Below are 12447 nucleotides of genomic sequence, written 5' to 3'. Positions count from 1 at the left end.
CTTAGTTACCTTTCCCTCCATTTGCTGTACTCAATCCATCATAAACAGGAAACTTATATTGTATGAGGCTTTAGCGATACATCCAATCCCTTTACCGATACAATTTTATTATGTATCGGTAAAGTAATATAACTAGAGGAAAGGAAATATTATGCCTATTTCAATCAAACTGAAGGAAATTCTTAAAGAACGCGACCTCTCACAACGTGAACTAGTACGAATGACAGCTTTAAGACCAAATACAATAAGCCATCTTTGTTCAGACAATATTAACAGGGTTTATCTGTCTACTTTAGAAACGGTATGTAAAGTGTTAAACATCGACATTCAGGAGTTAATTGAGGTGGAGTAATCCTCTTGCTATAGTAATCGTTTTAATATACGTAAAAGTTGCGAAAAATTAAAAGGCAGGGACAAAGCGAACGTATGACTTTGGAGAATAGAAATGGTGGTAACTGATGATATTATGGTTATTTGCTTAACAAAATAAAGAGTAAATAAGGCATACGTTTAAAGGTATTGTACGTACTATATAATTCGAAAAACATAATATGGAGCTTACAGCTCTTACTCATATTTTCTGAATAAAAAATGAACTAATCGTCACTGGGTATCCCCCTCGCAATAAAGAAACCTTGAAAGGCATTTAGCCAATCAAGGTATAAGTTTTGTTATGTTTTTTAATCAATTCGTAACCCCAAATAATATTTATCATTTTCTTCTAATTTTCTTAAAAATTTTTCTGGAGAAGTCGCAATTTGAGTATCATAATTAAAATAGCCCGCTACAAACTAAAATCAGCCAAATTAACTTACAAGCAAATTAATTAATAAAAGAATTTAATAGTAAATATCAGGAAATAACCACTTATAAAATATTAATCAATTTTTAAACTTAAGATATATTCTACCCTTGCTTTGGTAGAATCGCTAGTTTCTCTAATATCATAATTATTTTTGTTGATTAATTCTTTACAAATATGAATGTCTTGCAACAATTGTTCAACATCATTCTCATCTACAGTCTCTTCAAATTTAGTATTCTCTAGGTAACTATCTAATTTAGAATATACAAAATCAGCAATTTCTTTGTATTTTAAACTCTCTATTGCAATAGAAACAAAATATAAAGTTTTAGTAAATAAACTTACATTTACTATTCTCCAATCTTCTTCCAAAGTTTTTGCTGCCACCTGTGCTACATTTAACCCCTCTTCATCAATATATTCCTCAAAATCTAATACTATAGAATTTTTTATTGATTCATAACTTGTCATATTCATCTCATCAATCCTTATCTCATATTTTCAGAATAAACATTTAATTCTATATTTGGATACTTTCTCCTGAATTCCATAATTAAATTTGTACAACTTTGACATGCAGCTAAATCTGTAAACAAATCTATTCGACCTTTCGTATTAGGATCTTTTATTTGAGAAGCAATATCCTCAAGAATCTTAGCCTCTGTGTCATTGAATCGCGGAAACTCATCATCAACATACGTTTCCAATAATCTGTCTGTTTTGGAATAACTAAAATCTCCAACATTACTACCTAGACTATCAGAAGAATGAATCTGACTGTGTACTTGGAATTCTTTTTTTATACCTAAAATACTCACTTCTGCTACCGCAACATTCGCAGTACTCATTTTTTCACTTTTCTATCAATTTTTTTCTTTTGTGTATTTGAAAGATTTTTATATTCATCAGAATTTATTATTTTTTCAACTTCCCTATTAATATCACTTCTAATATTTTGAGTTTTCTCATAGTACCTATCAATAGCTCTATTTGATACCCCATCTTTAATCGTACCCTTAGTACTCTCAACCCGCTCAATCTTTCGATTCCCATCGACCTTATACTGAGCACCTTTTTTATTCTTCAGACTCTCTAGCTGCGCTTTTGAAACCTTCTCCACGACTGTACGTGGTTTAGGTGGGTCGACAGATCGGCGGTTGTTTGCAGGTGGGGTTTCGTTTCTGTGACTCGGCAAATCATCCCCTTGACGACTGGCAGTCCAATAGCCTTCTCCTACCAGTCGATCTTTCTTCTAAGCTGTTTGGATTCCTTAAAAGCGCATCCAGTTTTGTTTGCGTGCGATTTGCAATCGCTTCCGTATGACTTTTTGTAGCCTTGGATAACTTACTTAATTTTTCTAGCTTCGATACTTTGGATACTTTGCTCTTGAGAAACATATTGATTAATTTGCGGTATTACTTGAATTACTTCATTTTCATCCATAAAAAATCTTTGTTCACTCAATACTATCATTTGCTCATCTATTTAACTGAATATGAGTATCTCTTGCAACCTCTTCATTAAATAAAAGGTTTGGCTGCCCATCTTTATATGTACTCTTTGGTGTACTTTCACGGTGACACTGAGGAGTTATTCAAGGTGGAGTAATCCTCTCACAGTAGTCATCGTTCTATGCACGTAAAAGTTACGAAAAAATGTGAAAGACAGGGAGAAAGCAAAAGTATGGTTTTGAAGAGTAGAAATGGTAGTATCTGATGATATTATGATTATTTGCTTAACAAAATAAAAAGTAGATAGCGTTTAAAAGTGTTATCTCTATTCTGTAAATAATTAGCAGTTAATTCAATACTAGGTAGGTAACCTTGAAAAAAAAAAAGAAAAAGAAAACCTTGAAAAGCGTATTTCCAATCAAAGTTTTTTATACTCTATAAATATCAATACTATCTAACTATAAATTATCTCCACCTCCAATTAATTTCCCTATCAGGATAAACTGCAGGTATGTATATACCCTTTCTCTTATTTTCATCATCAATAACATACCAATTGCTATCATCTAACCATTCTTCGTTATAATTAGTTTCTTCAAAATTATTTTCCTCATCAACAATCGCTAGAAAAAAATCATCGAATTTGTCTATATTTTTTGAAGCGATAATTTCAGCATTAATCCACATACCATCAATATTAATGTTACGTATATCTCCTAAAAACTCGTTTAGAAAGTATAATTTCAAATTTTTCACTCCTTAGACGAAACTTTTATATATTGGCTGAAAACTTCCCCTTTTATCAAATACTCATTATCCCTTTTAGTCCAGCTAATTTCTCTATTCTTCCAAAAATCAGAAGAACTAACATCTCTTTCAATTAACTTTTGAATTTGTTTTGGAGAAAGTTTATTATTTGTCTTTCAAAAATTTCAAATACTTCCCATCTTCTGCACTAAAGCATCTACCACTAGATTTCTCATTAGCTATTTCTAAATACTCTCTAGCTTTAGAGAAGTCCCCTACCTCATAAGCCACCTTGCCAGCCCAGAGTTCTCGTTCACCTGTATCTCCTCTTTCAGGATCTGCAACAAATATTTTATCAACCCATTTTTTCATCCGTTCAACATCATTTAATAAAATAGAAATATCTAAAATACCCCATATTATTAAAAAACTCTCGTCACAAGTTACCTTATCATCTGGAAGCTCTCCCCATGCTTGCTCCAATAAAAAAACAGACTCTTCTAAATTTCTCTTATCAAACTCTTCATTACTCTTATCCATTAATCCTTGTATGTACACACCCTTTTCACCTGTTACATAAGCCATTACTATTTACCTCCTAAATTTCATCTTTAATCACTTCAAAATATTTATCATCTTCACTATAAAAAATCGAATATCCCTCAAGGATATATGCCCTAAGCAAATACTCTTTAGATTTATTAACTTCTCCTAATTCATACAAACTTTCACCGAGACGTAACATAATAAAAGGGTTTTCTATTGAAACAAAATAAATGGGGTATATGTTTTAAAGGTGGTGTACGTACTAAAGAATTTGTTAAAACATCATATAGAGCTTACAAGGATTATCTCTTATCTGTAAATAATTAACCGTTTATTCGGCACTCCACCCACTAAAAAGCCCCTGAACCAATAAGTTCAAGTGCAATAATATACATCTATTTAATAATTTTCTCTGTTGGTAGTACTGGGCTTGGCATAACAGCAATGTTACTTAGTATTTGTTCTTTTAACCTAATAATATTTGATAGTAATTTTTCAGGCATTAAACTCTGTATATCTTCTAATTCACAACCTTCCTTTATTATATCTATAACTTCTTTACTTAAACCATACCTTTCAAGTTTGCTAACAGTGAACGGGTTAAATAAATACCCTTCAGCTTCTTCGATACTTATTATTTCTTTTTCTAAAACAGATAATAATCCTAACTGAATTATTGAAACTAACCTTTCACTTTCTTCTTTCCCTGAAATACTAATATTTAATTCCACGATTGCACCCCAAATTTTAAAATTATCTATTACTCCAACCTGGTTTAATTTTTACATCAAACACTTTTCCAGATTGACTTTGAAAATAGTGTATCGATATCTTTTTACCATTAGTATCATAGCCATCCTTATATATTTTCTTCCATCGTCCTGACTCTACTTCTCTTAACTTTCCTAATACATCTTGGTTCTTTACATTTACTTTCTTAGTACCATTTTGTACCCCTTTAAATCCAGATGGATATTTAGGTACTTGAGAATTATACACATTTTTAATTTCTCCTGTACCCTTAGCACTCTCAACCTGGTCAGCATGCGCTTTTCCCTCGGGTTTCTTTTTCTTCACATACGCGACAGCCTCAGCATCGGCCCTTTTTGTGAGCTGATAGGCTGCGCTAGCATAGAACAAAACACAAAGAGATAAAGATTTGGAAAGTATAAAAAAGCACTTGTCGCCTGTTGTAGACAATCAAGTGCTTTAAGTTCATATGTTTTTAAGTAGCATAAATTTGTAAGTTTTGTAGTAACAGTATGACACCTTTTACATGTCATGACAACTACTACGTTAAAACTTACGAGTTTGTACGAGTTCGCTAGTTTTTTGTCCATTCCATGTGTTTATATTCATCACCCAGTAAAATGTCATCTCGCCTAAGCTCGTACCTCGTTTTCTTATTCTATCATTGCACATAGTACTCTATGATGGTACAACCATCATGAAGTATGTATTTTAAACACCCTATTATTTTTTCCTATCCACTTCACATATATTTTATTTTCCATAGATTATAGTTAAAGCTTATATCCGTAAAAATATTTTTGTCCCTTTTCCCAGTTTTCACTTGAAAGTTCGTTTATATAGTCAATAAAATCTTTATAATTACTTGCACTAATAATAGTGTTGTAATCAGCAGGTACTCTTTTACCAGTCCAAATTGATAATAAAGATGGTATTAATTCCATTTTTAATTGCTCCTCATTATTAGCAGCAATCATAACCCGCTGAATCAATTTTTTAGCTAAGTCTCCAGGAAAAGCTAAATTCTGTTGAAAATAATAACTATTTGTATCCTTCTCCTGACAATACTTAAAATAAAAATTTCCAATTTCATCTATAGTTGCATCTTCACCAATTTGATCTTCAAAATTAATAAAGGAATCAATAGAGTCTCTTATAATAGTAGCTGTATCACTGAATTCCTCCCACTCTTCAAGTAAAGCCAATAAATATGGAATTACCTCAAGAGAAAGTGAGGTTGTGGCTGCTGATGCAAAAGTGTCTACTGTTTCTTCAGTTACCTCACTAAGAAAACGGAGATTATTTGAATCCCTTAAGTCTTCATGTGTTGCGACAGATAAAAATACTCTAATACATAAATTCAGAACCGCTTCATCTTTAGTCTGATTCATTAATTGAACTAATAGTGGTTTTTGAGTAAAATCCCCCGTTTTAAATAATTCTATTAAGTTAAATAAAACTTCCGTTTCTGTTAAAGATTTTAAAATTTTTTCTTTTATTTCTGATTTAGCTAAAATTGTTTTTTTTCCAAACCATATACTATTCATAAGATTTCTCGTTTCTCCCATAAATCCACCTACTTTCATTAAATTATCTCTTTCCATTTTCTCGTTGCCATTTCAGAACTTTATTTTGAAAAACAGTAACCTCAGTATGTTGTGGATTATTACCAAATACAATAATCCCATTTTCATTCTCATGTATTTTTAGTACCTTAGCATTTTCTTTACCATAACCCATTTCATGATAAAAATCCAAATTCAAATCATCAATTTGCTCTCGACGAATAGTCGATTCTCCTGTATTCTTTATATTTGAACTTACATTCTCTCCCCCAAAAGATAAACCTTGTACATGGTGACCTTTTTCAAGTTCCCCTCTTCTAATCAACGCTTGATAGTCTGCTCTTTCTTCCTTTAGTTCTTTCCCCTTTACTATTGTAGATTCATCAGGATTAGGATACCAATCAGGGTTAGTTTCGTGTAATTTTTTTGCCTCATCATAATAAGGTCCATAAACATCCTTACTCGAAGAATTATTACCCGTACCTTATGTTGTAATCTTAAAATCTCTAAATAAAAAATCAGCAGCCACTTATTCCTTCATCTCTAAAAATGTGTATCAAGTTCCAGCCTTGTTCTTCACAATATGCTTTAATTTCATCTTCTTGATATTTCAAGCTATATCCATCTCTCGCTTGCCCTTGAGTGGGGACTCGTATATACCCGACAACGTTCAACTTTTCACCCTCCCGTTACATAAATTTTAATTTTCGTAACGCTTTTTATACGAATAGCGAGTATTATATGACCCTATCTAGTAAAAATACAACCCACAATTTAAAAATCAGTGCCATGTAAAAACACTCTTTCACTTTTCCCATTGTTTATTGCCACGAGCTTGTCCATTCTCGTTAGTTTGTTAGTTAGACAAAGTCATAAGTACTCCTACCATATAAAATGTCATCTCGCCAAATTCTCACACTTTTCTTCATAGCCAAGTATAAAAATAAAACTCCATGATGGTAATACCATCATGAGCTATCGATTCTCAAATAAATCACTGTCATTATCTCCATCCCTTTTTATACATGTTGTTTATCACCACGAGCTTGTACAATCTCATTATTTTATTGTCAATGCCTTATCATAAGTCTCTCTACCATGTAAAATGTCATCTCGTTCGGTTATCCTACTTTTAATGCTATCCAGATTTAAACATAATGCCTTGACGGTACAACCATCATAAGTTATGAATTTCAAAAAACATTATTCCTGTAGTTCTCTATCTTTAAAATTCTCAACCAAAAAAGCACATGTTGCCTAAATGACAATCAAGTGCTTTAAGTTCATGTATTTTCTAAGTTTTCATGTTTGGCTTTAAGTTTGTAAGTTTCATTGCATCGTAAAAATAGTATCACACCTTATGTGTCCCCTGCCATGTAATACCTTTAAAACTTATTAGCTTTATGTGTTTTCCATGCCTTTGTACCCCTCATACAATTAAATATCATCTCGCCCGGTTATCTTACTTTTCATGCTATCCAAGTATTAAAACATAATGCCTTGATGGTACAACCATCATAAGCTATTGATTTTCATTAGCATTTTTTATGTAGTCCAAAGCATAAATTTCTCACAAAAAACAAAAAGCACTTGTTGCCTAAAGTAGACAATCAAGTGCTTTAAATTCTACTGTACCCCTTTTAAAAAGTTCATAATATCATCTTTTTTTAGCGAAGTATTACTATCCTTTAAATAATTAATGAACTCTTTTGCCACTGCCTTATTTATTAGTTTTATCTCATAAAAACCGTTGGGTCCATTCGGCACTGGGTAGCCCCCAAATTATAAAACAATATCTTGAAAACCAACCTCGACTATTTCTTCATCCTCATATTTTACCGCAAGACCATGCTCAGGTTCCCACGTGCATTCAAGTAACAAACCAACTTGTCTTACATCTTCATCAAAGACCATAGGAAATATCAGTTGCTTAGGTTCAACAATATTAGCTATCTCGTCCTTTGTGGATATGATAGGAGCCATCTTATCAGCGAATTTCTCACCGAGTCGCTGTCTGTAATCTTCGTAAACTTCTAAATAATAGTTCAATATAGCATCCTCAGCCAAGTTCAAAAGACGTTCTTTGTCATTAAAAAATTTATGATAAGCATTGACCTGTGCATCTTCGAATTCTGCATCATCTTCTGCTTCAATATTTAATGTTACAGTCTTTTCATGTCCAAACAAAGTAATGTTAATATCCCTCTTCCAACCATAGTTATAGGCTAATTCTCCAAACGTTTCATGTTTAATTGTCTCCATTGATCCCACCCTCTATTAGTTTTTTTCGGCTTTACCTGCCTCGGAAACTCCACCTAAATGACCAAACTTACTATTTATTACAGAAGGCACTAGGTCCATAGTCTTCAAATCATTATCCTCGTGCCAAGTATATTTATTTTGCTTACGCCATTTCCTTACTTCCTTAGGGGTTACCCCCCATTTTTCAGCTAACAGTTCATCAGCTTTTTTAAAATTAGCATCTCTATCAATAGACATGCCTTCTATTTCAACTCTTCCTTTCGAGACAGGAGAAAAATCAGGGACAGCATCTGAGTAATCAATGCCTTTCTTATCAACTTGACTTAGGATTTCATTGACTTTCTCATTCTCATGAATAAATGTAGATTCACCACGTTCTCCAGTCCATTTTCCATTATTTACTGGTGTTTGTGCAAGTCTTTCTTCATAAGTACTATTAAAGGTTCTAGTTGCACTCTTCTTCGAAACTTCACCCGTACCCTTAGTACTCTCAACCCGCTCAATCTTTCGATTCCCATCAACCTTATAATGAGCGCCTTTTTTACTCTTCAGACTCTCTAGCTGCGCTTTTGAAACCTTCTCCACGACTGTACGCGTTTTAGGTGGGTCGACAGATCGGCGGTTGTTTGCAGGTGGGGTTTCGTTTCTGTTACTCGGCAAATCATCCCCTTGACGACTGGCCGTCCAATAGCCTTCTCCTACCAGTCGATCTTCTAAGCTGTTTGGATTCCTTAAAAGTGCTTCAAGTTTTGTTTGCGTTCGATTTGCAATCGCTTCCGTATGACTTTTTGTAGCCTTAAATAACTTACTTAATTTTTCTAGCTTCGATACTTTATAGCGTTTGCTGCATGTTGCACACCACCTGATACATCACCCCATGCATCTGCAAACGGCGAATGGAACCCTAACTCTTCTCTTCTTTTCGACTCTTCCGCTAAGCGCTTTTTCTCAAGGGCTGCTTCTTTTTCTACTTTAATGAGGGCAGCGTGTGCTTTTCCCTCAGCTTTTTTGTGTAAGTAAAAACCGTTTTACTCGGCAGTACGTAGCCCACCAACAAAAAAAGAAACCTTGAAAGGCATTTACCCAATCAAGGTTTTTGAGAAAAAATTTAGGGAAGTTTGATATCACATTTCCATATATAATTATTAACCTTTGTATTTTAAGTCATGTTTCGCTAAATCAAGAGCAACAGCTAATTTAATTTGATCTTGCTTACTAAGCCCTCTTAAATACTGAGATATTGTTATAGTTTCGACTTTCGGCATTATTTCAGAATTATTACGCTCTAGTTCAATTTCTGATATAATGCTATCGTTTATTAGTATCTTATAAATATCCTCACCTTGTTCAGGTATCCAATAAATGATATATGCTGTAATCATTTCTGGATAAGAACATTTTATCACTTCTAGAAGCCTTTTTTTCTCTTCACTTTTGAAAAGTAACCGATTAGATTTAATAAGGAGTTCCCTAATTTCTTGTTCAGTTTTACTCCCAATAAGTTTCATAATTCATCCTCTCCAAACATTCTATTTTATTTTCCCTGGGGTTACTGTCACTAGGTTACCATGTATATCGGTCAGAATAGTCATTGTAGATGTAGATTTAAAATTATTAAACTTGTCAAGTCTAATTGATTTATTTAAAGTGACTTCTCTTACATATCGAACACCGTCGGCACTATCTAGGCTTCTAATAACAGGAGATTTTACAATATCTTTGCTTGTTAGCAATGAGCGTAGTTCATCCTGAGAAATTGTGAACTGTGAAGCATTCTTATTAGAAAAATGCCTATCTATTACATGACCCCATCCATCATTACTTATATTAATGCGTGACTGAACAATAGGTGGCATTCCCTTGACTTTATCTATACCCTATGCTGTAATCTTAAAAGCTAAAAATAAAAAAGTTCGCTATTCTACCATCCTATTAAACTACTTCTTTCTCGTCGACTATCGGTAATTTATAGACTGTTTTATACTTCATCATACCGTAAATAATGTTCACAAGCCTTCTCATAATGCAAACCAATGCTTGTCCCTTTGTTTTACCTTCTTTAAGCTTTCGTTGGTAATAAGCATAAAATACAGGGTTCCTTGGCAGTTTACTGCCCTTTGCCACTTGCACTTGTTGTACAGCTAAATTGTAAAATAAAGCGTGTAACGCCCGATTGCCTTGTTTGCTTTTGTGTTCCTTACCTTTCCCGCCAGACCCAAAGTAAACAGGCGCAATCCCCGCAAATCGTGCTAGTTTATTGGAGTTTGGAAAACGTCTTACGTCACCTATCTCTGCAATTAATGCGGAAGCTGTCACAAGGTCAATGCCTGGCATGGAGTCTAGTTGAAAGTCTAGTAAGCTCATTAACTCTTTTAATTCTCTTTCCACCTTGCCTATTTCCTGCTTTCCAAATAAAATCTGGCGCACAATGCTTTCTACCAAAAAGTTTCGAGTTTCCTGATATTCTTTTGTTGTGTTCCCATCTTCTATTACTAGCTTCAATATTTCATTTGCTTTTTTCACTGAACAAGTATTATTGCTCACTTCTAATAAGAAGGTGGTCAAATGTTTTAGACTCATACCTTCTAAACAATGCGGCGAAGGGTATCGTTCCCAAAATGCTAAAGCTGTTTTCCCATCCACCTCAGAGAAAAACTTCTTATAGCTAGGGTAATGGTGACTCAATTGAATTTGAAGTTGGTTTTTTAATGCACCTTGCGCCTTCACCAATGCATTTCTTCTAGTGACCAATTGTTGTATCGACCAATATAAATCATGTGGTTTAGCGTCTGGCAATTGGTCTAGTTTATTTACCAATATGCGTGCCACACATTCTGCATCCCAGCTATCACTCTTTTGTGTGGTCATATGGCTTTTTCGTTCAGGGTATGAAAGTGCGGGGTTTACTTCTTTTACAACTTGTCCATGGTCCGTTAGATATTGTGCCAGCGCTCGACCGTAACCACCCACATCTTCTAAGCCAAATACAGGTGTCAATCCTTCTTCCATCAGTTTATCAATATCTAGTAAAAACGTGAAGAAAGCAGATGGTTTATTTTCTACTGTTAATTCAGTTAACTTCTCCTGCCAACAATTTATGATCACTGCCACATGATGCTGTTTATGCAAATCTACACCTACATAAATGTGTTTCTGTTTTTCATGCATGGTTCATCCTCCTATTCAGTTGTCAATTATGGAATGAAAATGCCGGCAACCTTAGTTCGAGCGTTCACCAATTGGTGCGCATTGGTACGAAAGCCTATCCATTTTCAACCTTACAGAAGAACTTATAAGAAAATGAGTCCCTTTTTTAAATAACTTTTTAAATTATTGCTTTATTTTTTCCATTTGCTTGTATTTGTCAGTATGTATAGATCCCTTAATAAAAGCTCTCTCTGTCTAAAATTCTTTTCACTTGTACTTTCGTAAATCCTTTACCTTGTGTTGTTCGATCACTCTCCTTATTTAATGCTTCTGCCAACTTTGACAGTGACCATTTTCTATGTAACTGTTTAAGCTCAAACAAACGTTTTACTACTTCTGCATGCCCGTAATGTATCTTGAGTTCCTTTTCACCCTTTTGTTTCATATAGCCAAATGTTGCCCTTCCACCTGCATAGCCTCCTTCCTTTGCCTTTTTATTTCTCCCCTTCGTGAGTTTGAGGGCAATTTCAAGTCGTTGGTATTGGTCTAATAACTTTATCAAACCATTTACCAAAAATCATTAGGATCTTTTTTGTGAATGCTGTAAAACGGTTGTTCAATACTTTTAATATCACAGCCATATTTCTTCAACTCTCGCTGTATCAGCACTTTCACAATATCTGATCGCCATAACCTACTTGTATTCAAAACAATCACGTAATTTGTTTGGACAGACGAAAGGTGAGCCAACATTTCTTGTAACCCCACCCTGTCTATTTCCAATTCTTCTTCATTCAGCTTTGCTCCGCTGACTCCTTCATCTCTAAAAATATGTATCAAGTTCAAGCCTTGTTCTTCACAATATGCTTTGATTTCGTCTTCTTGATATTTCAAGCTATATCCCTCTTTGGCTTGTCCTTGAGTGGAGACTCGTATATAACCAACAACGTTCAACTTTTCTCCTCTCGTTACGAAAATTAAAATTTATGTAACGCTTTTTTAACGAATAGCGAGTATTATACGACCGTCTCTTGTAAAAATACAACCTAAAATTTAAAAGCCAAAGCAATAAAACAACTCTCTTTCGCGTTACCAATTGTTTATCGCCACGAGTTTTGTCATTCTCGTTAGTTTGTTAGCCAATCCATGTCATAACAACCCCTGCTATGTAAAA

General features: G+C 33.9%; 14 protein-coding genes and 3 pseudogenes. 1 reads left to right on the top strand and 16 read right to left on the bottom strand.

Annotated features, from left to right (window positions below; translation table 11 throughout):
* Nucleotides 1-151: 151 nt before the first annotated feature.
* The gene (locus IE339_RS07825) at nt 152-352 is read left to right on the top strand and encodes a helix-turn-helix domain-containing protein (protein ID WP_242175291.1); all 201 of its coding nucleotides are present in this window, start codon (nt 152-154) and stop codon (nt 350-352) included.
* Nucleotides 353-877: 525 nt separating this feature from the next.
* On the opposite strand, the gene IE339_RS07820 is transcribed toward IE339_RS07825, so the two are convergent.
* From IE339_RS07820 to IE339_RS07750, 16 genes and pseudogenes are all read right to left on the bottom strand, one after another.
* The gene (locus IE339_RS07820) at nt 878-1282 is read right to left on the bottom strand and encodes a hypothetical protein (protein ID WP_242175290.1); all 405 of its coding nucleotides are present in this window, start codon (nt 1280-1282) and stop codon (nt 878-880) included.
* Between the two features lie 11 nt (nt 1283-1293).
* Complete coding sequence (locus tag IE339_RS07815; protein WP_242175289.1) at nt 1294-1653, bottom strand: deaminase domain-containing protein; 360 nt, start codon at nt 1651-1653, stop codon at nt 1294-1296.
* Entirely contained in the window at nt 1650-2000 is a 351-nt protein-coding gene (locus IE339_RS07810; RefSeq protein WP_242175288.1) for a hypothetical protein, read from the bottom strand. The genes IE339_RS07815 and IE339_RS07810 overlap by 4 nt, the downstream gene beginning before the upstream one ends.
* Before the next feature lie 721 nt (nt 2001-2721).
* Nucleotides 2722-3012 carry a hypothetical protein gene (locus IE339_RS07805; protein WP_242175287.1) on the bottom strand — a complete coding sequence of 97 codons (291 nt, stop codon included), beginning with the start codon at nt 3010-3012 and terminating at the stop codon, nt 2722-2724.
* Nucleotides 3013-3168: 156 nt separating this feature from the next.
* Entirely contained in the window at nt 3169-3588 is a 420-nt protein-coding gene (locus IE339_RS07800; protein ID WP_242175286.1) for a hypothetical protein, read from the bottom strand.
* Nucleotides 3589-3601: 13 nt separating this feature from the next.
* Nucleotides 3602-3766, bottom strand: a pseudogene (locus IE339_RS24800) (tetratricopeptide repeat protein); the annotation flags it as partial.
* 178 nt (nt 3767-3944) lie between these two features.
* Nucleotides 3945-4280: a DUF3969 family protein gene (locus IE339_RS07795; RefSeq protein ID WP_242175285.1), complete on the bottom strand. Its 336-nt coding sequence runs from the start codon at nt 4278-4280 to the stop codon at nt 3945-3947.
* Nucleotides 4281-4302: 22 nt separating this feature from the next.
* A complete protein-coding gene (locus tag IE339_RS07790) occupies nt 4303-4626 on the bottom strand; it encodes a hypothetical protein (RefSeq protein ID WP_242175284.1) in 324 nt (107 codons plus the stop codon).
* A 446-nt stretch (nt 4627-5072) separates the two neighbouring features.
* Entirely contained in the window at nt 5073-5885 is an 813-nt protein-coding gene (imm47, locus tag IE339_RS07785; protein WP_242175283.1) for an Imm47 family immunity protein, read from the bottom strand.
* 4 nt (nt 5886-5889) lie between these two features.
* Nucleotides 5890-6189 (bottom strand): hypothetical protein, encoded by a 300-nt coding sequence (locus IE339_RS07780; protein WP_242175282.1) that lies wholly within the window; start codon nt 6187-6189, stop codon nt 5890-5892.
* 199 nt (nt 6190-6388) lie between these two features.
* Nucleotides 6389-6538, bottom strand: a pseudogene (locus IE339_RS07775) (recombinase family protein); the annotation flags it as partial.
* Between the two features lie 1108 nt (nt 6539-7646).
* A complete protein-coding gene (locus IE339_RS07770; RefSeq protein ID WP_242175281.1) occupies nt 7647-8126 on the bottom strand; it encodes a DUF6985 domain-containing protein in 480 nt (159 codons plus the stop codon).
* Nucleotides 8127-8141: 15 nt separating this feature from the next.
* Nucleotides 8142-8786 carry an HNH endonuclease gene (locus tag IE339_RS07765; RefSeq protein ID WP_242175280.1) on the bottom strand — a complete coding sequence of 215 codons (645 nt, stop codon included), beginning with the start codon at nt 8784-8786 and terminating at the stop codon, nt 8142-8144.
* A 485-nt stretch (nt 8787-9271) separates the two neighbouring features.
* A complete protein-coding gene (locus IE339_RS07760) occupies nt 9272-9634 on the bottom strand; it encodes a hypothetical protein (protein ID WP_242175279.1) in 363 nt (120 codons plus the stop codon).
* A 424-nt stretch (nt 9635-10058) separates the two neighbouring features.
* On the bottom strand, nt 10059-11294 hold the full coding sequence (locus tag IE339_RS07755) for an IS110 family RNA-guided transposase (protein WP_242175278.1): 1236 nt from the start codon (nt 11292-11294) through the stop codon (nt 10059-10061).
* 214 nt (nt 11295-11508) lie between these two features.
* Nucleotides 11509-12227: pseudogene (locus IE339_RS07750) on the bottom strand (recombinase family protein).
* Between the last annotated feature and the right edge of the window lie 220 nt (nt 12228-12447).

It is taken from the genome of Priestia koreensis (assembly GCF_022646885.1).
Classification (GTDB): domain Bacteria; phylum Bacillota; class Bacilli; order Bacillales; family Bacillaceae_H; genus Bacillus_AG; species Bacillus_AG koreensis_A.
This window is presented reverse-complemented; position numbering and strand designations above follow the sequence as displayed.

Bases quoted from the DNA above. Each gene is read 5' to 3' on its own strand.
- IE339_RS07760 (WP_242175279.1), bottom strand. From the start codon at position 9,634: ATGAAACTTATTGGGAGTAAAACTGAACAAGAAATTAGGGAACTCCTT.
- IE339_RS07815 (WP_242175289.1), bottom strand. From the start codon at position 1,653: ATGAGTACTGCGAATGTTGCGGTAGCAGAAGTGAGTATTTTAGGTATA.
- IE339_RS07825 (WP_242175291.1), top strand. From the start codon at position 152: ATGCCTATTTCAATCAAACTGAAGGAAATTCTTAAAGAACGCGACCTC.
- imm47 (WP_242175283.1), bottom strand. From the start codon at position 5,885: ATGAAAGTAGGTGGATTTATGGGAGAAACGAGAAATCTTATGAATAGT.
- IE339_RS07755 (WP_242175278.1), bottom strand. From the start codon at position 11,294: ATGCATGAAAAACAGAAACACATTTATGTAGGTGTAGATTTGCATAAA.
- IE339_RS07800 (WP_242175286.1), bottom strand. From the start codon at position 3,588: ATGGCTTATGTAACAGGTGAAAAGGGTGTGTACATACAAGGATTAATG.
- IE339_RS07770 (WP_242175281.1), bottom strand. From the start codon at position 8,126: ATGGAGACAATTAAACATGAAACGTTTGGAGAATTAGCCTATAACTAT.
- IE339_RS07820 (WP_242175290.1), bottom strand. From the start codon at position 1,282: ATGAATATGACAAGTTATGAATCAATAAAAAATTCTATAGTATTAGAT.